The sequence below is a fragment of the Embleya sp. NPDC127516 genome (assembly GCF_044765325.1).
Lineage (GTDB): Bacteria > Actinomycetota > Actinomycetes > Streptomycetales > Streptomycetaceae > Embleya.
Window position 1 is genome coordinate 249,106 of sequence record NZ_JBIWJT010000015.1, and the last position, 19,329, is coordinate 268,434.

At 68.2% G+C, this 19,329-nt stretch carries 13 protein-coding genes and 1 pseudogene; 8 read left to right on the forward strand and 6 right to left on the reverse strand.

The window, feature by feature from the left end:
• Positions 1 to 446: 446 nt before the first annotated feature.
• The gene (locus ACIRL2_RS28620; protein ID WP_395868466.1) at positions 447 to 875 is read right to left on the reverse strand and encodes an ATP-binding protein; all 429 of its coding nucleotides are present in this window, start codon (positions 873 to 875) and stop codon (positions 447 to 449) included.
• A gap of 284 nt (positions 876 to 1,159) precedes the next feature.
• Between ACIRL2_RS28620 and ACIRL2_RS28625 the strand changes: the two genes are divergently transcribed.
• The 3 genes from ACIRL2_RS28625 (at position 1,160) to ACIRL2_RS28635 (ending at position 3,831) form a co-directional block, all read left to right on the forward strand.
• Entirely contained in the window at positions 1,160 to 1,999 is an 840-nt protein-coding gene (locus ACIRL2_RS28625; protein ID WP_402235694.1) for a helix-turn-helix domain-containing protein, read from the forward strand.
• A gap of 23 nt (positions 2,000 to 2,022) precedes the next feature.
• On the forward strand, positions 2,023 to 2,229 hold the full coding sequence (locus tag ACIRL2_RS28630; protein ID WP_402235695.1) for a DUF397 domain-containing protein: 207 nt from the start codon (positions 2,023 to 2,025) through the stop codon (positions 2,227 to 2,229).
• A gap of 462 nt (positions 2,230 to 2,691) precedes the next feature.
• The gene (locus tag ACIRL2_RS28635) at positions 2,692 to 3,831 is read left to right on the forward strand and encodes a methyltransferase domain-containing protein (RefSeq protein WP_402235698.1); all 1,140 of its coding nucleotides are present in this window, start codon (positions 2,692 to 2,694) and stop codon (positions 3,829 to 3,831) included.
• 409 nt (positions 3,832 to 4,240) lie between these two features.
• Here the strand turns inward: ACIRL2_RS28635 and ACIRL2_RS28640 are convergent.
• Positions 4,241 to 4,604, reverse strand: a pseudogene (locus ACIRL2_RS28640) (transposase); the annotation flags it as partial.
• A gap of 221 nt (positions 4,605 to 4,825) precedes the next feature.
• On the opposite strand from ACIRL2_RS28640, the gene ACIRL2_RS28645 reads away from it, so the two are divergent.
• From ACIRL2_RS28645 to ACIRL2_RS28655, 3 genes are all read left to right on the forward strand, one after another.
• Complete coding sequence (locus ACIRL2_RS28645) at positions 4,826 to 5,386, forward strand: flavodoxin domain-containing protein (protein ID WP_402235700.1); 561 nt, start codon at positions 4,826 to 4,828, stop codon at positions 5,384 to 5,386.
• Positions 5,387 to 5,733: 347 nt separating this feature from the next.
• Complete coding sequence (locus ACIRL2_RS28650; protein WP_402235703.1) at positions 5,734 to 6,642, forward strand: universal stress protein; 909 nt, start codon at positions 5,734 to 5,736, stop codon at positions 6,640 to 6,642.
• A 48-nt stretch (positions 6,643 to 6,690) separates the two neighbouring features.
• Positions 6,691 to 9,366 carry a cation-translocating P-type ATPase gene (locus tag ACIRL2_RS28655; RefSeq protein WP_402235706.1) on the forward strand — a complete coding sequence of 892 codons (2,676 nt, stop codon included), beginning with the start codon at positions 6,691 to 6,693 and terminating at the stop codon, positions 9,364 to 9,366.
• A 60-nt stretch (positions 9,367 to 9,426) separates the two neighbouring features.
• Here ACIRL2_RS28655 and ACIRL2_RS28660 read toward each other — a convergent pair whose 3' ends face one another.
• From ACIRL2_RS28660 to ACIRL2_RS28675, 4 genes are all read right to left on the reverse strand, one after another.
• The gene (locus ACIRL2_RS28660; RefSeq protein ID WP_402235709.1) at positions 9,427 to 10,443 is read right to left on the reverse strand and encodes an aminotransferase class I/II-fold pyridoxal phosphate-dependent enzyme; all 1,017 of its coding nucleotides are present in this window, start codon (positions 10,441 to 10,443) and stop codon (positions 9,427 to 9,429) included.
• Positions 10,440 to 11,780, reverse strand: coding sequence for a radical SAM protein (locus ACIRL2_RS28665; protein WP_402235712.1), 1,341 nt, complete (start codon positions 11,778 to 11,780; stop codon positions 10,440 to 10,442). Before ACIRL2_RS28665 ends, ACIRL2_RS28660 begins: the two co-directional genes overlap by 4 nt.
• A 599-nt stretch (positions 11,781 to 12,379) precedes the next feature.
• Positions 12,380 to 13,825, reverse strand: a complete 1,446-nt coding sequence (locus ACIRL2_RS28670; RefSeq protein WP_402235714.1) for a PASTA domain-containing protein — start codon at positions 13,823 to 13,825, stop codon at positions 12,380 to 12,382.
• Between the two features lie 171 nt (positions 13,826 to 13,996).
• Positions 13,997 to 15,733, reverse strand: a complete 1,737-nt coding sequence (locus ACIRL2_RS28675; RefSeq protein WP_402235715.1) for a Cys-Gln thioester bond-forming surface protein — start codon at positions 15,731 to 15,733, stop codon at positions 13,997 to 13,999.
• Positions 15,734 to 17,126: 1,393 nt separating this feature from the next.
• On the opposite strand from ACIRL2_RS28675, the gene ACIRL2_RS28680 reads away from it, so the two are divergent.
• Together ACIRL2_RS28680 and ACIRL2_RS28685 are read left to right on the forward strand one after the other, a co-directional pair.
• Complete coding sequence (locus tag ACIRL2_RS28680; protein ID WP_402235730.1) at positions 17,127 to 17,243, forward strand: DeoR family transcriptional regulator; 117 nt, start codon at positions 17,127 to 17,129, stop codon at positions 17,241 to 17,243.
• 770 nt (positions 17,244 to 18,013) lie between these two features.
• The gene (locus tag ACIRL2_RS28685; RefSeq protein WP_402235718.1) at positions 18,014 to 19,126 is read left to right on the forward strand and encodes a heparin lyase I family protein; all 1,113 of its coding nucleotides are present in this window, start codon (positions 18,014 to 18,016) and stop codon (positions 19,124 to 19,126) included.
• The last annotated feature ends 203 nt before the right edge of the window (positions 19,127 to 19,329 follow it).

Consider the following 19,329-nt stretch of genomic DNA (forward strand, 5'->3'; position numbering starts at 1 on the left):
CGATGCGGGCGATGCGGGCGATCCTCAAGACCGCATCACCCGGCCGCGCCGTGCCCCAAAGGCCTTTCCCGGCCGGGGACTTGGCGCAGCCTCACCCGGGGTGTGTGAGGAGCCCGCGACCCGTGCGCCCTGCATCGTCGGAGGGCGTCGGGTGCGGAAGTCGTTGCGGTGGCCACACGCGGATTTCGCGGTGCTGCCGCACATCCCGGCCGGGAAGGCCGGTGGTTGGCCGCCGGGAATGCTTTGGCCCATCCCCGGAGGCCGGGTCGTGTCGCGCGCCCCTCGGAAACGCGCGACACAGGAACGGGCAGGTACCGCCCGGGGCGAGCGGTACCGGCGATGACCGGCTCGTAGTCGGGGGGATGTTGAGACTGTCGGGCGCTTCGGTCGCCGGCTCACGACTCGCCGGCCCAGGCCGGCTGCGCGAGGCAGCAATCGTTCCCCGTTTACGGGCAATCGAAGGCGACGCGAATGATCTTTTGCGAGGCGACGCCCGGCTCTCGGTCACGACGGAGCACGACGAACTGCCGAGTCAGCATCATGACCAGCGGCAGTCCACGGCCGTGCTCGTCATCATCGCCGGTCATCAGGTGAAGGCGCGGGGGTTTGTGCGGTGCTTCGTCCCCGACCTCGATGAGCAGAAGATCGTCACGCCGTATCCACTCCACCGTCACCATGCCCGAACCTACGTGGCTGACCGCGTTGGTCACCAACTCGGAAATCACCAGCACTGCGGCATTGGTCTGCTCGTCGTCCATGCGGGCCGCGTGGCATACGCCGCGAATGTGTACGCGGGCCAGCCCCGGCGCTTGCCGCGACATCGGCAGTTTGACCAAGGATGCAGGTTGGTCCGACAGTTCGAACTGGGTGGACATGGCAGGAACTCCCCTTGCTGAATGGTGCTCAGGGCATGTCGGAGAACGGCATACGGTGACTCACCGCGCCGAAGATCGATGATCTTGTGTGAGCGGAGAAGTGCGTTCCGTCACGCTCGATAGAGTCGTCCGGGCGTGGACGCATGGTCAAGCCGACCAAGTCCCTTACCGGTACTTACCAAGAATTACCAAGACGCTGTCACGTGACGCGAGCGGGCCACTAGCCTCAGACTCGAATCGATCCGAAGTGAGGCAGCGAACAGGCTTTCGAGGGTGATGACTTGATGCTGACTACGACCGGGAACGCCCGCCGCAGGCTTGGGGAACTCCTCCGCGAGCACCGGATAGACAGCGAGATGACAGGTGCGCAGGTCGCCGGGAAACTCGGATGTTCCGGAGCGCACATCAGTCGCTTGGAGAACGGGAAGCGGATCGTAACGCGCGCGCTGATCAGATCCTTCGCGAAGGAGTACGATCTTGACGAGCAACAGGTCGCCGCCCTTGAGTCGCTGCGCCAACAGGCGCGCGAGGCCGAGGCTCCGTGGTGGACGCCCTACAACGTCGGCAACGCATACGCACGCCTGCTCGAAGCTGAATCCGCGGCGATGGGCTGCCTTGACTATCAAACCGTTCTGGTTCCGGCCCTGCTACAGGTGCCGAAATACGCCTTCTCCGTCAACGCCATGGGCTCAGCGGACCTGGGCCGTGGTCAGGTCGATGCCCTCACCGAGGTTCGAATGAGGCGGCAGGCGCGCCTACAAGGCGATCACCCGCTTCGACTGGAGGCGATCGTGACGGAAGCAGCCTTGCGGTTCGTCGTCGGCGGGCCGGAAGTCTACAAAGGTCAGATCCGCCACCTCCTTGATGTCGTTGACCGCCTGGACCACGTCACCGTGCAGGTCATCCCCTACGCGGCTGGGGAAAACGGCACGCAGACGGGTACGTTCAACGTGTACGAGATGCCCTACGGCGAAAAGGACCTGGCGTTCGGCGAATCGGTGAGTGGAGCAGCAGCCATCACAGCACCGCTCGAACTACGCCACCTGCGAAGGCTGTTCACCGAGCTGCAAAACGCGGCCCTCAGCCCAGAGGACAGTCGCACGTTGATCAGCAGCCTCGTCTGATCGACCGAAAGAAAGTGAGAAACATGAGCCACGCCTACGTCCACGATGCCACGGAGCTGTCCGGGGCTCCCTGGCGCACCAGTTCTTACACCGGCAACAACAGCCAATGCGTGGAAGTTGCCCCGCTGCCCAGGCGATCCATCGCCGTCCGGGATTCGAAGATTCCCGCCGGCCCCGCGCTGATGTTCGAACCGAACGCGTTTGCGGCCTGCATAGCGTCGATTGCATAACCACAGCTCCAGGGAGGATGCCCCCCCGGCCCATGGGGGGCATCCTCGTTTGTGTCACCGTACTTGCCGACCCCGACGGTAACGGTGGACAACCACGGATTCGTGGGCTCATCAGAGTTGAGCGGGAGTGCCGACAGGTCGGTGGCGCCCGGCTGGTCGTTGACTCACACGATGACGTTGGGTCGCCGCTTCCTAGCTGATCGTGATTGACGCCCGTGCGTATCGCCCGTATGTTGCGAAGGAGGGACACCCGTACGGCGCCCGAGGGGTTCGGTCGCCGGCGCCGAGGGAGGCACGTATGGGAAACCGAGGAAAGGGCCCCGCCCCGCTCCAAGAGCCTGTGCCCGATCCGAAGCCAACCGGCCCCAACGACCATCCCGACGGCAACACGCCCCCCGGTCCCGGCCGGCATCGCGACGACAAGTGACCGCGCCCGCCGGCATTGCGCGTGTCCTCGCCGACGTGGACGCCCTTCCCGACGGTTGGAAAGGTGCCTTCGAGGGAGTCGACCGCGCGGACTTCGCACCCGATCGCATCTGGGCATGGGACGGCAGCCAGTACACGACAGTCATCGATCGCACCGGGAGCGGCAGCCACGGCCGGGACACCTGGGACGAAGCTGTCCAGGGAAACAACGCGCTCGTTACTCAATGGGACGACGGCAACCACACCGGCGACGAGCCCGGAAACAGCCCCTCGTCGTCCGCGTCCATGCCGTCCGCAGTCGCGAGCATGCTCGGCGATCTCAACATCACCGGCGGCGAAAACGTCCTCGAGGTGGGCACCGGTACGGGATATACCGCGGCGCTACTCGCCGCACGCGGCTGCCGGGTCACCACGATCGAACTCGACACCGACCTGGCCGAACAAGCCCGCAAGAACCTCTCCCAAGCCGGGCACCGGGACGTCACCGTCGTCACCGGCGACGGCACGCTCGGACACCCTGAACACGGGCCTTATGACCGCGTACATGTCACGGCCGGGGTACGGCGCACCCCGGCCGCGTGGATCGAACAAACCCGCCCCGGCGGCGTGATCGTCATGCCTTGGGGCACCGACTACTCCACGTACGACTGGACCGCGGTGCTGACCGTGACCGACCCCGGCCGGGCGTCCGGGCCGTTCACCACGCCACTCGCATTCATGAAGCTCCGGTCCCAGCGTGCCCGCTACCCGCAGTCGCCGTTCCCGCCCGACTGGACGGCGACCGCGCGCATGTCCGAGCCGGACATCGACATCACCGACATCACCGGGGCCCTGTACGAGCCTGCCGAGTTCGTCATTGGACTCCACGTCCCGCACTGCGTACCGCGGCTCGTCCACGGCGCGGAGAGTACGAACCTGTGGCTTTACGGCGCCGACACCGGCAGGGGCCCGTCCATCGCCGTAGCCGCATTCGGCGACGGTTACGATCCCCAGGCGCGCGAGGCCGGGCCCCGCCACCTGTGGGCCGAGGTCCAAGCCGCCTACCACCGGTGGGACGCCGCCGGGAAGTCGAACACGGACCGCTTCGGACTCACCGTCACCGTGGACGAGGACGGCCGGGTGGAGCAACGACCCTGGTACGAAACACCTGACCGCGAACTACCGTTTCGCCACTAACCAGATGAGCGGGGTGGCCTCGAGCCGCCCCACAGGACATCGTCGAGCCCAACTGCGGTCACTCTTCTGGGCAGTTGCCGTCACAGTCCACACGCATTCGCCCTCGAACAGCAATGGATCACGGGGATCGCTCTCCGACGTGGGGGATTCCTCCACGACGTTTGCGCCGGGGGCTCGCCCCGCCTCACTGCGCCGGGCCCGCATGGTGGGTATCGGCGCCCCCTGTTCGCGCGCCCTCGTGCGCGGTCACTCTTTACTCCCGGGCTATGGCGCGGTCTTCGAGGGGCCGGCTGCAGGGGGCTCGTCACGCCGCAAACGGTCCGTCGGGGCGCGAAATGCGGGGTCGACTACGTTGCGCGACTCCGTGTCGGTGACGACGGGCGTGTCGTCCAGTCCATCCGGGTCGGAAGCGTCCGGCAGCCGCCTCGATCAGGTGGTCGCGGAACTCCGACAACACGGAGAAGTCGAAGCCCGGATCGCTCGGTTCCAGCTCGAGCGCGTATTTGAAGTCGATCCTCGCCCGTACCGCGTTCGCGGCCTGCCGATCGGTGAGCCCCTCCACGCACTGCAACACCAGCACCAAGGCGAGCCGACCCGGTGACCGGGTGGGTTTCCCACGAGCGCGGAAACAGATCCGCGAACCGCTCGTCGGCGAACAGCACACCCAACTCGTCCCGGATCCGAATAGCCGGGCTTCCCTTCGGGAAAGCCGCCCACGCCACCCGCACCGTCTCGACCGGGATCTCCCCGTGAGCCCTCGGCTGCATCGACATCGACACCCTCCCAAACGACCGCGTCGGCCCTCAGGACCACAACCGCCGTCTTGAAGGCCGTACGTCACGCGAGGACCCGAATTGACCCACAGCGTCAGCGTCGAAATGTGCCGGGGCGTTCGCAGATCGAGGCAACGACAACTGTGAAGGGCCGATCGGCCCTGCCGTGTGGTCGTACGTGGAGAGATGGTGGGTGGACACAGCCTCAGGGAGGTGACGCGGTGATCGTTCTCGTCGGCTATGCGAGCGTTCACGGCTCCACGCACGAGATAGCGCACCGGATCGCCACGCTGCTCGAACAGGACGGCGTACACGCGGAGACCGCGCCCATGAGTGCGCTCACGGACCCACGACGCTACGACGCGTTCGTCCTGGGCAGTGCCATCCGCAATGGTCGCTGGCTGCCGCCCGCGGAGGCGTTCCTGCGCGGCCACGCCGCCGACCTCGACGGACGGCCCGGATGGCTGTTCAGCGTCGGCCTCACCCGAATCGTCGCCGGCCGACTCGGTCGTCGCACCCCCGAGCCCGCACAGGTCGCGTGCTTCCGCGAGGTCATGCGCATCCACGAACACCACGTGTTCGCAGGGGCGCTGGACAAAGACGATCTCCCCTGGTTCGGGCGCAACCTCTATCGCATGCTCCGAGGTCACTACGGCGACTATCGCGACTGGGGCGAGATCGACGCCTGGGCGGACGACATCGCCCGCACGTTGCGAGCCGGCCGCACCCCGTCGGGAGACGCCGATGCCGCGCGACCGGATCGAAGACGACACGACCCGTGACACGGCCTCGACAACGGACGGTCGAACCGTCGCGATCGGCCCGGGCGGAGTTCAAGGACACCCGACTCCCGCACCACATGAAGCGGGCGAAGGCCCGCCACGTCGAGGCCGAGCGCAACGGCGGTCCCCACCCGTGGGCAAGTGCGGCAAGACACTGCGAAGTGGGCCGCCGACGGGATCCCCTCGTCGGCGGCTGCCACCGAACTTCCCTCGGGGCAGCCGAGTTCGATGGCCGAGGGGACCATCGGTCCTTTCGGTGGGGCCGACCGGTCCTTTGTCGGCACGCTCCGATGGAGCACAGTTCGAACGCGCCGACATCGCGTCGGCCCTGGTCGATTGGAGTGCCCATGACGGCGCACGGAGGACTGCCGCCCATCATCGTCGGTGTCGAGAACACCGACGGTGGAAAGCTCGCCATCGCCTGGGCGGCGGACGAAGCGGCGCGACGGAAGCTCCCGTTGCTTCTGGTGCACGCCCTGGACTGGCCGCTCGGAATCGACCGCGACGCCAGGGGCGCCGCGTACCCGCAGACCTGGCCGGGCCGCTTCCGCAACGCGGGGCAAGTTGCGCTCGACGAGGCCCGCGTCCTGGCGACGGACCGACACCCCGGGTTGGAGGTCGACACCGACCTGGTCGACGGCGAACCGACGCATGTACTGCGGGATCGGGCCCGTACAGCCGCGATGCTCGTCCTTGGGTCGCGACAGCTCTCTTCGGCGAAGGAGTTGATGACGACCGGTGGCATCGCGGTGCCGGTCGCCGCGCACGCCTCGTGTCCGGTGGTCGTGGTGCGGGCGGGTGAGCCGGCGGGCGTCGACACGCGGCGGATCGTCGTCGCGGTGGACGGGGCCCGGCGGTCCGAGACGGCGGTGGCGTACGCGTTCGAGGAGGCTTCCGTACGCGCTCTCCCGCTGCTCGCGTTGCATGTCCGGCAGCCCTTCGCCGGGCTGATAAGCGGGATCTCCATCCCGGACGAGATGCAGGAGGGCCGGATCCGGCTCGCCGAGACGCTCGCCGGGTGGCACGAGAAATATCCCGAGGTCGCGGTGTCCCGGGACGTCCTGGTCGGCCACCCCGTCGCCACCCTCGTACGGGCGTCCGAGCACGCCCTGTGCCTGGTCGTGGGCAGCCGCGGACTCGGCGGATTCCGGGGCATGTTGCTCGGCTCGGTCAGCCAAGGACTGATCCATCGCGCCCACTGCCCCCTGGTCGTCGTACCCGGCGCGCACGACGACCGGGAACCTGCGCAGCGTTGATCGGCTCGCCCCGACCCACCTTGCATCCCCTCGGAACGGCGGACAACGATGCACAAGGCACAGGCCCGATACCCCCCGACCCGACCCACGGAGTCCGCAACGGGACTGACCACGCGTCAAGCGCAGACCAAACGCGCCGAGTGCGGTTCCAACACCATCGAACGAGCCGAGCAGACACCCGTATGGGCGCGAGTGGTGGCACAACTGCGGGATCCGCTGGTCCTGGTACTGCTCGCCGCCGCCGTATTGACCTCGGTGACCGGCGACTTCGCCGATACCGCCATCATCCTCGTCGTGGTCATGGTGAACACGGTGGTGGGCGTGGCGCAGGCGATCCGAGCGGACCACGCGGTGACCGCGCTGTCCGATCTGGCCGCCCCCGGCGTTCGGGTCCGCCGTGACGGAATCGAGTGCGAACTCACCGCCGCGGAACTGGTTCCGGGGGATGTCGTGCTCCTCGTCGAGGGGGACGTCGTTCCTGCGGACGCGTGCGTGGCCGAGGGGTCGGCCCTGCTCGTCGACGAGTCCGCGCTGACCGGCGAGTCGATGCCGGCGGACAAGTCCGCCCCGGACCCGTCCGGCGAGGTACAGCCGGAAAACCTGCTCGGCGCGGGCACCGTCGTGCTCCGCGGCCGGGCCGTGGTCGAAGTGATCGCAACCGGTTCGAACAGCGCCCTGGGCCGGATCGCCGTGCTCATGCGGGAACACCCGGGCCCCACACCGTTGCAGCGCAGGCTCGCGCACTTGGGCAGGGTGCTCGCGGTCGCGGTGATCGCGTTGTGCGCGGTGGTGTTCGGCCTCGGCCTGCTCCGCGGCGAACCGATCGAGGCGATGGCGATCACCGCGATCAGCCTCGCGGTCGCCGCCGTGCCCGAGTCGCTGCCCGCGGTGGTAACGCTCGGACTCGCCTTGGGCGCCCGGCACATGGCGGCCCGACACGCCATCGTCCGCAATCTGCCGGCGGTGGAGACACTGGGCTCGGTGACGGTGTTGGCAACCGACAAGACCGGCACCCTCACCGAAGGACGCATGGTCGCCGAGCGGCTGTGGACGCCGACAGGAACAGCCGAACTCACCGGGAGCGGATACGGCCCGGTCGGACAACTCCGCGTCGCCGGCTCAGCGGTCGACGCCGAGGCCGTCCCGCACATTCGCGATCTGCTGACTGCCGCAGTGCTTTGCAACGACGCGACACTGGTCCCTCCGGACACCGACAACACCCAATGGCGGGCCTTGGGCGACCCCACCGAGAGCGCACTCGTCGCCGCGGCGGGCAAGGCGGGCCTCGATCGCACTTGCCTGCTTGAGGGCCATACGCGGCTGGCCGAGGCCCCGTTCGACAGTGTGCGCAAGCGCATGACCACGATCCACCACGACCCGGACGACGGCCTGCGGGCATTCCTCAAAGGCGCCCCCGAAGTCGTGCTCACCTCACGATTCCTCACGACGGACGCGACCGGCCTGCGCATCGCCAGGCATGCGGCGGACGAACTGGCCGCCGCGGGCTACCGCGTCCTGGCCTTCGCGACACGCCGGCTCGAAACCCTGCCGGAGCCGGCCGAGTCGGCGGAGACGGGCATGACGCTGCTCGGCCTGATCGCGATCGCCGACCCACCCAAAAGCACCGCCCGCGACACCGTCGCCGCCTGCCGCGCCGCCGGCATCACCCCCGTGATGATCACCGGCGACCACCCCGCCACCGCCCGCGCCATCGCGCTGCGCCTGGGCATCATCGGTGAGCGAGGCGCCACTGTCCTGACCGGCGCCGACATGAGCGCCGACTCGACCCTGGACCTCACCTCCGCCCGTGTGTTCGCCCGGACCACCCCCGAACAGAAACTGACGATCATCCAGGCGTGGCGTACTCGCGGCGCCGTGACCGCGATGAACGGCGACGGCGTCAACGACGGGCCTGCGCTGCGACGAGCCGACATCGGTGTCGCGATGGGCAAGCGGGGCACCGAAGTCGCACGCCAGGCCGCCGACGTGGTGCTGGCCGACGACGAGATCTCCACCGTGGTCGCCGCCGTGGAGGAAGGGCGCCGGGTGTACGACAACATCCGCCGCTTCCTGCTGTACGCACTCTCCGGCGGCATCGCGGAGATCGCGATCATGCTGATCGGACCCGCCCTCGGGATGCCCATCCCACTGGTCGCCGGCCAGATCCTGTGGATCAACCTGCTCACCCACGGCCTCACCGGAGTGGCCCTGGGCGCCGAACCGGTCGACCCCGGCACCATGCACCGCCCGCCGCGCCCGCCCGAGCAGAGCATCCTCGCTGACGGCCTGTGGCAACGCGTCCTCGGTTTGGGCGTCGTCGTCACCGCGATCAGTCTCGCCGTGGGCACCTGGGCCGACCACACCGGCCGCGGGTGGCAGACCCTGTTGTTCCTGACCCTGCTGGGCGCCCAACTCGGCGTCGTGGCGGGCCTGCGCACCCGGCTGCTCACCCGGGCGAACCCGTCACTGCCGATCGCGGTACTCGCCTCCGCGGCGCTCGGCCTGGCCGGCGTGTACGTCCCGTGGCTGCGCGAACTGCTCGGCACCGAGACTCTTCCCGCCGCCGATCTCGCTCCGGCACTGATCGGCGTGCTCGTGGGGTTCGCCGCCGCACGCGCCGCCCGGTGGATCCGCTTCCTCATCCGAGGATCAGCCGAAAACGGTCGCGCACCGATCGCCTCCGGCGGGCCGGCGCCGACCCCCGATCCGGCGGGTCCCAGTTGACCTGCCCGATCGAGAAAGGCACCGGGAACCCAACGCGCACTCCGGCCGGCTTGGGCCGGCTCATCGTGCCACCGCCGGCGTCGGGCCGAAAGCGTCGGCAAGGCTGGTCAGGATGGAGCCGGACCAACTGCTCTCCCCGAACACGCCGACCGGCATGGCGAGCACGCCGCACTCGTGCCGGAGCGTCTCCGCTGGGATTTCAACCGGGAAGAAGTAGTTGCCGGGACAAGTGCGGCTCGCCGTGGGAATCGCCCCGAGCACTTCGTCCGGCAACCGTTCGAACAGCCGCTCAGCCCGTGCGGCCAGTTCGTCGGCGACCTGCCGGGGCACGTCGCTGTGCTCGGTCAGCAGACGGTCGGCGAGCCTCAGCTGTGCCGACGTCGGCGGATCCGCCCGGAACGCTTCGGCCAATTCGGCTTGCGCCGGACCCAGCAGGACCACGCCGAACGTGCGTGGCCACAGCCATCCCTTGGTGACCGAATGCAGCAGGACCGCGCCACCGGTGTCCAGCAATCGCCGTGTGCCGGCAGCGAGCGGGGCTCCCAGGTCATAGACGCTGTCGATCAGCAGGCGGCGGTGTGGTGATACCCGCAACCACGAAATCACCGCGGCGCACTCGGCATCGGACAGGTAGCGGCCGAGCGGCCTGCTGGGGTTGGCGAGCAGCAGGTATTCGGGCCGGTGGTCCGCCGGCGACCCCGGCAGGACCGGCGCGGGTAGCGTCGGGTAGGACGCGGGCGCGAGGCCCGCGGCGCGGGCCAGCTCGAAGTAGACCGGGTACACGTCGCTGGGCAGCCACAACCGCGCCTGCACGGCGCGCAGCCGGTGGAACACCACGCCGAGCCCGTGACGGACCCCGCGACAGACCATGGCGTGGCCGGACCACTCTTCCGGCAGCTCGAAGCGCCGCAGCCAGGCACGGGCGAGATCGCATCGGTGCACCGTGCTCATGTCGGTCGGCGGTTCCGGTCGCATCGGAGCAAGCGCCCGGTACACGTTGGTCTCGGCGGCGTCCAGAAGCGACGAGGAAGCACGGAGTTGCCGCTGCCGGAATTCCTGGAACTCGTCGAACCTCATGCCGTCGCACCTTCCGGCACGATTTCGCTGGCCCGGTCTTCCAGCGAGGCGTAGCAGCGTCCGTCGGCCAGGACGTTCCAGCTGCGTGCGATGCCGTTGGTGCGTTCCCAGAGCAGGCTGGGTTCGGTGTAGGCGGCGATCCGCATCGGCTGTCCGTCCCAGCTGCCGTGGTAGACCGGCGCGCCCCAGGGCAGGCGGCTCGCCAGTTCGAGGCCGTGCTGCTCGGCGAACCGGGTGACGATGGACAGCGATACCTGGTGCTCTCGGCTCCAGACGTTGGCGGCGCGGTCGAAGTAGAGCGACTCGGTACTGGTGGATACGTAGAGCTCTTTGAAGCAGACTTCCTCGACACCGAGAGACGCGGCCCACGACAGGTAGTCGGCGACCTCGGCCGCGTCGGCGACGCCGCCGTGCTGGAGCACGCAGATCAGCCTCATCCGCAGCCCCGGCCACCGGTCACGTCCCACGCGCCAGGTGTCGATCACAGAACTCACCGGCGTGCGCAGCATCATCAGCCGCTCGCTGACGGCGTCGTCCTGATGGTGCCGGGAGACCGCCAGTACGCTCAGACCTGCGGCGCTCAGGGCTGCGAGGCGGTCGGCTCGGTCGGCGTGCCCGCCCCTTGCCAGAGTGTGCGCGTTGGTGATCAGGACGACCTTCGGGAAGGCCGCCGAGCAGGCGGACACCAGTCGCAACTGCTGTTCGAACGGTATGAGCGTGGGCTCCCCGCCGCCGGTGATCACTGCACGCTCGGCCCCCGCCGCACGGGCGCGCTCCAGCCAGTGGGCGACCGCGTCCCACGGGACCCGTGCCGGTGCTTGGTCGCTGGAGATCGAAGCCGAGGAGAAGCAGAACGAACACCGGGCCTGGCAGGCGGAGGCGACCGGCAGAAGCGAAACCGTGCGCGGTCGCGTGTCGGCGTAGCGACGCTGTGCCGATTCGTGCAGGTGCAGGGAGGCCGCCATCGCATCCTCGACGGTTGTCGGACGCAGAGTGAACTCGTCGCCTACTTGGTCGAGTTCGTGGACTGCTGACAACCGGATGCGAGCCTCGTGCAGTTCCGTGCCGAGGCCGGTCGACACGTTGGGTATCAGCTTGTCGGGGTCCACCGTGGTTTCCAGCACCAGCAGCCGATCGCCCGGAATGGCCAGACGGTCCAGCAAGCGTCGCGCCTTGCCGATGCCGATTCCCAACTCCGCACGGGTCAGCAGGTGGAACCGGTCGGGGTAGGTACTCTCCGGAATTCCCTCCTTCCCGTAAGCGAACGCGTACTTGTCGAAGCCCTTCGCGAAGTTCGACAGCACGATGACGTGGAAGCGCTGGTCGGTATGGTTCATCCCGTCATCATGCATGAACGCACCCAGAGGACATGGGCCGAACCTGCAGGCGGAACGCGGTATCCCGATCCGATCCGTCGTCAACGACTCGCGCTTGATCCGCACGGGAGTTGGAGTGACCACCGGGACCACCGGGACCACCTCGGCGCCGAGGCACGGAAGACGCAGCCGTACGCCCAGGAATGTCGGTGCTTCGTTGCTTCCGTGCTGCTCCGGGCCGGTTGTTCGCTTCCGGGGTTCCGCCTCCCGGCCGGGAGCGCGCTCGCGCGTGAACAACCTCTGTCAATCGCCAACCGCTCGGGGTAGGTTGCCGCCGTCAACGGGATCCCGGGCGGGTGGGGAAGACGTCGCCGCCCGTCCCGGGCACCGCGCGTCGATTCGCCTGGATCCGTCTTCTTCGCATGCGCGGCACGCGACTTTCCAGGGAGTCCCACCTGTCTCCGGCATTCCCTTACGACCGGCCTGCCTCCGAGGCGGCGCCGAGCCACGAGCCGGCACCCGATAATCCGGCCGCCGGGCGGGGCTGCCCGATCACCGTGCCGGGTGCCGGCACCACGGCGGCCTCATCGGACGCAGCGTCTGCTCGCCTCCCCCGGCGGTCAGTCGCAGCCCACCATCTGCAGCACCTTGATCGTGCCGCCCTTGCGGATCGGCGCGCCCACGCCGGGGCTGAAGTTCCGGAGTCGGCACATGCGAAGGTGGTTGCCGTAGGGCAGGTCGAAGGTGAGACCGGCCGCGCTCGCCATGGCGAACGCGTCGGGCATGTACCGGTTGTACAGGTCGGGCACCACTGTCATGGCGCCGTCCGGTTTGGCCACGGTCACGGTCACCGTGGATCCAGAGGGGGTCATCGCACCCTCTGCGGGGCTGGTCCGCAGCACCGTCCCCGGTGCCGAGGCGGACGCCTCGTCCACGCGTGCGACCGTGAGGCCCAGGGCGACCAGTTGCGTCTCCGCCCGCGCGTACGCGAAGTTCGCCACTGCGGGCACGCGCACGGTGGCGACGGAGGGCGTGGCGGACTTGGAGGTCGGAGGCGCCGACGTCGAGGCGGACAGTACGACCGTGATCGCTGTCTTCGCCCGGTCCACCTTCTCTCCGGGCGCCGGATCCGTGGAGGTGATCGTGTCGCCGGTGCCCACGGCGGTGGGGCGAAAGCCCTTCTGGCGCAGTATCGCGAAGCCTTGGGCCTGGGTCTTTCCGACCACGTCGGGCACCGTGACGGTGGAGGCGGTCGACGCGCCGGACGTCGGCGTGGTGATCGCGGCGGTCGGTGCGGCGAGCGCGGACGGACGCGCCATGTGCAGCGGAACCGGCCCCTTGGCGTCGTCGAGTTCGGTCGCGGCCAGGACCGCCACGACGGCCAGGACGAGGACGACCGCGATTGCACCGGCGGCACCGGCGGCGCCGGCCATGTGGAGCCTACGATGCCCACCTCCGCTCCGATCGTCGTGGGAGGAGTCGTGCGACCTCTCGAGGCGCTGCGCCGCTGCGAGCCCGTCCATCCCGTCCGCCGGTGCACGCCGGATCGAGAACAGTGCGCCGGCGGCTACGCCGGAGGCACTCGTGGAGATCACGCGGATCGGTACGTCGAGCCCGGTGGGCGCGGGTTCCGTCGGGTTCTCGAACGCGCCGCCCTCGCCGTTTTCCGTTCCGTCGAAGCCCGGCACTTCGGTACCGCCGACACGCGCCGGCCCCGCGTCGGTGCCGCGGTTGTCCTGCGGGACCGTCAAGACGATGTGCCAAGTGCGTTGTTCGCCCGGGAAGACGTCGGGAGGACCGGAGCGGTCGATGGCGGTCCGCGGGTCGGCGTCCGGCTCGAGGTGCGGTTCGTAGCGGTCCAGGGCGCTGCCGGCGTTGCGCAGGATCAGCTTCACCATGACGGTTTCGCCGGGTTCGGCCGTCACTTCGCGCGGTTCGCACCACGCCTGCACGGCATACACCGGGTTCCCCGAGCGCAGGCCGTTGAAATCGGCTCCGCACTGCCCGCCGGGGCAGTGGATGTCGGTCTCCTGGTACGGCGAGCCGCACAATACACAGGACAACACGTTCGCAGTGCCTCTCGTTCTTTCTGCGGAGGTTCCTCTACACAGGCGCGGGCCCGTCCGTAGCGCACGTTGCGTGGACTCCTCGAGTCCCTGCTCCGGGAAGGGACACCCGTGTGTCGTCGGGTCGGACCGGCACGAGGAGGGCTCTGCCGGTCCGATCCGACGAATCGATCAGGTCTGGGGACGGTTGCGACGCTTGTTCAGGTAGAGCGCTCCACCGCCGGTCACGAACAGGGCGACGGCGGCACCGGTGAAGAGGATGGCGTCGGAGTCGTTTCCGCCGGTCTTGGCGAGATCCTTGGAGTCACTCACGGGCACGACCGGGAGCCACGGGACGGTGATCGGCTGGTCCTCGGTGCCGGGCACGACGATCGAGACGATCAGCTTCGGCGGCGCGGCGCTGGGCGACGCGCTGGGTTCCGGAGCCGACGTCGACGGAGCCGGCGGGGCCGGCTCCGAGGCCGAGGCCGACGGTGCGGTCGTGGTGGGCGGCGCGCCGGTCGGCGGCTTGCTCGCGGGCGGCGTGGTCGGGCGCGCGGAGGTCGGCGGTGCGGTGGACGCAGCCGTGGTGGGTGGCGTCGTCGGGGGAGTGGTGGGCGCGGAGTCGGTGGGCGGAGCCGAAGGTGTGGCGGTGGTCGGCCGGGTCGCGGGCGGTACCGTCGGCGGCGTGGTGCTCGGTGGGGCGGGCTTCGGCGGGACCGGAGGAATCACGACGCAGTCGAGCGTGCCGGTGTGGGTTTTCGCGTAACCGGCGGGACCGGTCACCTTGATGCTGTAGTTGCCGTCCTCGACGACCTTGACGAAGTGGGTCTTCGAGGCGTCGGCCGGCACCGTCACCTTGGTGCCGTCGACGGTGAAGTCCGCCGGTGCGTCGCCGGTGTTCTTCAGCGTGACACTCACACCACCCTGGACGCACTCCTCCCTGCCCTTGGACGAGGGGACGGGTGCGGCCTGATGGCTCCACTGGACCATGGCCGAGGCGTCGACCGGGAACGGTTGCGAGCCCGCCGTGATCAGGGTCTGCGAGTGCTTGCGATCCTTGCCCAGGAAGACGCGGCCGACGTTGACACCGGCCTTGGTCGAGGCGGTGATCTTGGCTTCGCCGGGTTGCCGGTTCTTGGACACCTTGACGAACAGGTCGGTGCCGTTCGCCGCCGTGGTTATCGCTTTGCCGTCCTTGTCCACCAGCGTCACGCCCGCCGGTACCTGCCCACCGAGCCCGACCGTGACCGGTTCGGTCGAGGTGGTCTTGACGGTGACCGGTCCGATGCCGGGCGCGTCACCGTCCTTGCCGGACTTCGTGCTCGGTGACAGTTCGAGCGACGCGCCGGGTTCGTCGGGTTGTCCCTTGTTGGCGTCACCGGTCAGGTAGCCGTACAGCCCCAGCACGTCCTCGTTGTTCCACTTGGAGACGTCGGCGCCGTTGCTGTAGTGCCAGATTGCCGCCTGGGTCGCCGCGACGGCCTCCTCCGCGGAAAGCTTCTTGCCCGTCGGGAGATTGGCGGTCCTGCCGAGCGTGGTCAGGTCGGCGATCTTGGGGTACGAGTGGTTCAGCACCCAGTTGATCCTCGCGACCGTGGCCGAGTCCGCGAGCCAGGAGTCGCCCCACGTGCCCTCGTGGTAGTCCACGTCGTTGCGCAGACTCGTTTGCAGGTCGATGCAGTACACCAATGCCTCGGGGGCACCGGTGCGGGTACCCAGGATCATCAACTCGGTCTGCGTGGGCTGCCAGTCGCCCCGCAGGAGGACCGAACTCCGCGTGTCCGCGACGTGCCCCTGAAAGCGAAGGGCCGTCGGGTCCTCGTAGGCGTGGGCCGTGGGCGACACACCGACGACGGCGACGGCCGCCAGGCCGCCTGCGACACCGAACGTTCCCGCGCGGGACATGACCCGCTGTGTACGGAACATGGAAAAAGACATCTCCTCAGGAAAAGAAAGGTGTTCCCCGTTGCCCGGGGGATTGTCACCGGGCCCCTTGTTCTCGGGTCACCGACGACAAGGATCATGCAGCGGTCTTCCCCGGTCAATTCCCCGGGTGAACAATTTTGTTTCGACTTCCCCGCCGGGGAATATCCTCCCGTCAAGTCGACAAGTATTTGTCGTTGCTCGGATTGCTATCCTTGCCCGAGCCTCCGCGTTCCTCGGGGGAGGTCGTCGGATGAGTGAAATCGCGCGTGCCCGAATACCCGCTGCCGACGGGATCCGCCTACGCCGGAGCGCGGAGCGCCGAATCGGGATGCCGTACACCGGGCTGCCGTACACCGGGCTGCGCTCGTCAACGCATGGTGGATCCACCTGCTTCGACGGAAACAGACGCGTATTCAACGCAGCTCGCCGACAAAAACCGTCGCCCGTGGAAGCAGCTTCTTGGGCGTACACTCGGCTGCCCTGCTTTTTGCTCTCCCTATCCGTTTCCGATCTGTCGTCGGATGCTGAAAAAAAGGCGCTCCCCGAGTAATCGACTATTCCCCGGTGTGCGAGGGCGGCGCATCCCGCGCTCCGAAAAGATGTGGGGTCGCGGCAGATGGAGTGCCGCCCTTCGAGACGGGACTTGTTCGAATTTCACCCGGGGGAGCCGGCATGACGACGACGGGCGAATGTATGGCGAGGGCCCGACCGGGCTTCGCGCCCGTTCGACGCGGTCTGCTTCCGGGCCGCCCGGTGCCGCGACGACACGTGGTTGTCCGGCCTGGAACCTGAACGATCGTGCGTGGTCAACACACGGGACGCGGTGGCGTATTCGCCGGCGGTGTCGGTGACGGTAGGTACGGGTTGCTGTCGGTCTGTCGTGCGCGGATCGCGGCCCCGACGATCGCACCCGACCACCGACCGGTAGCGAAACACGGGACACCAAAGGCTCCTTCGCCGGACCTGAGCAGGAGGCGAATCGCGCGCTCTTGTGGACCGGGGGCGGCGAACACGAGTCCGACAGCCGGGGCTGCAGCCGTCGGTTGGCTCTGCCTGTCATCGAGATCGGCTCCTCATGGCCCTCGAGCGGAGCGAGACCGGAGAGAGTTCCCCGGTAGGTCTGCATCCTGGGAACACAATCAACGTGTTCGCTCCTGATGGCACGCATGGTTCTACCATTTCAAACATTTACCAACAAGTCTCGGTTTGGTAACGCCTCCGCGTCGTGGGCGTCCCGCACACCATCTGCGTAGGGCTGTTCATCTGTTGAGCCGAAGGCCGGGTATTCGTGGTCGCCGACTACTCTGTTGGAATATGTTGATATGTGGTTCTTTGCTCGAACCCGAGGAGGCGAGATGTCGACCTGGCGGTGGCAACTCGCGATGTCGACCCGGTGGCGAGGCAAGGCGCGGTCCGGGTCACCGACTTGGTCGATACCTTCGGTGTTTCGGACATGACGGGCCGGCGTGTCCCGGAGGGGTTGGCGAAGCAACCGATTGGATTCCTGTGAACCACACTTGCCGCGCCGACCGGACCGTGGTCCCGGTCGGCGGCGACCCGCGGCCCTTCGGATCTGCTCGTGTGGCCTGGCGCAGTCGCGTCGTTGAAGAACCTCAACGTCGACGGGCTGTCTCTCGGGCCACGGGATGAGCTTCCGGGCGGGGTTCTGCGTTTCCGACCTGCTGGATTCGGAGACAGACCGTGCTCTCGCGCGGGCGACTTGCAAATGCGTGGTGGTGGGGGTGGATTGCGCGAAGCGGGGTGATCGGCATCGATACCATCCCCATCCGAGCCGGGGACCAGGCTCGGGAGGTCTACCGGTGCGTCGAGACCAAGTCCCCCGCCCGCGAGCGCAACTTGAAAGGGTGGACTGATCAACGTCGGCCCGATGCCGCGCTGTTGGTCGGGCTGTCGACGACCGAGCGGACAGTGGCTCGGGCATACCGGGTCGACCTCGTATGGGCCGCGAAACGACGGCAGGCCACGGGGTCCGCCCAGGACATGGCTTCGTAGTCCTTGCGCGATGGAGACCCGATCGACGAGGTATACCAAGTGTTGACTTCCGTGCCTACATGTTTAATTCTGTTCGGAGGTCGTCGGTCGATCTTGTATGGCTTCCGTATATGCCTTCCGTATGAGCACACCCGGCCGTCGTGCCGGGTCTGTTGCAACCCAGGGGCCCGCGTGCCCGCGGTGGTCCACTTCGGACGAACCCCGCCGCCAGGCCGGCTGCCTGCCGATTGATGGGTGGAGTCTCCGCCCCTGTACGAGGGAACGCCCGTGCAATACGCGTCGTCGCCGGCCCGTCATCCCACGCGCATGCTCACGGCATGTGCCATCGCCTTGCTGATCGTCGCTCCGACCGCCGGTCCGGCCTCCGCTGCCGACTCTCATTCGTACGACTTCGAATCGCCCTCCCAGAAGTTGCCCTTCATGGCCATCCAAGGCTCCGGTCACGTTCTTGTCGGGCCGGCCCCCGGCGGGAAATCGGGCCGGGCCGCGCGCGTCGACGTCCCCAACGATGGCCGCTCGTTCAAATCCGAGCTGGTCATCAAGGGCCTCGACGCGGGCAACCATCGCTTCAGCTTCGCCAACTACCTTCCCCCCGATTGGCAGCGGCAGGACGTCGACACCATCGTCGCCCAGTGGTTCAGCACGCAGAGCGACGACCCCCGGATCAAGCCCGTTGTCGCACTATCGATCCACGGTGGTGACTGGCGGCTGAAGGTCCACTGGATGACGAACGACACGATCCAGGAAACCGTCATCTCGCTCGGCGCGGCACGCCTGAGCAACTGGAACCATTGGACGTTCGATATCGCCTGGTCTTCCCCCGGCGCACCCGGGTCGATCGCCGTGACCCGGGACGGCGTGAACGTCGGCTCGCACCAAGGCGCCAACAACTACCATCGCGGCGAGCCGCCGCACTTCAGGATCGGCGCCTACCGCCCGGGTTGGCGCCCGGAAAAGGCGTCCAATACAGCGGGAAGGGCCGATGTGGTCCTCTTCGTCGACGACATCGACATCACCAGCACGATCGGGAGCAGGCGGGGTGATTCCCCTACCGCCACGAGTACGCCTTCCCCCGCAGGCTCCCCATCCCCTTCGACCGCTCCGACACCGAGCGAGTCGCCGTCCTCCGCAGTGGAGACCGGAGCAGTGCAGAACGGTGGCGTGCCGGTGCCGAGCGTCGCGTCGGCACCGACCGATGGCACCTCTCCTGCGCCCCCGCTGCGAAAGGCTTCCGAGGCCACCTCCGAAACCGCCGGTCGGACCGGTGCGATCGGCGCCGCCGGAGGCGTGGCGGCGATGGCCGGTATCGTTTTTGTCCTCCTTCGGCGCCGAAACGCGACACGCTCGCGCCGAAGGGCCCACCGCTCGTCCGGCAGATGATGCATCACAGCACCCGCGAAGTCCCGCGTTCCACTGTTCGGCACACCATTCCAGCCTCAGCGGGTGAGCGCTCGTACGGTGGGCCGGGCCGGGAATCGGCCGGAGTGGGAGGTGAGGTCGTTGAGGAAGCCTTCGAGGGCGAAGGTGGCCGTGCCGAGGCACACCGCGTTGTCCGGGAGTTCGGACAGGCTCAGGGTGACCGC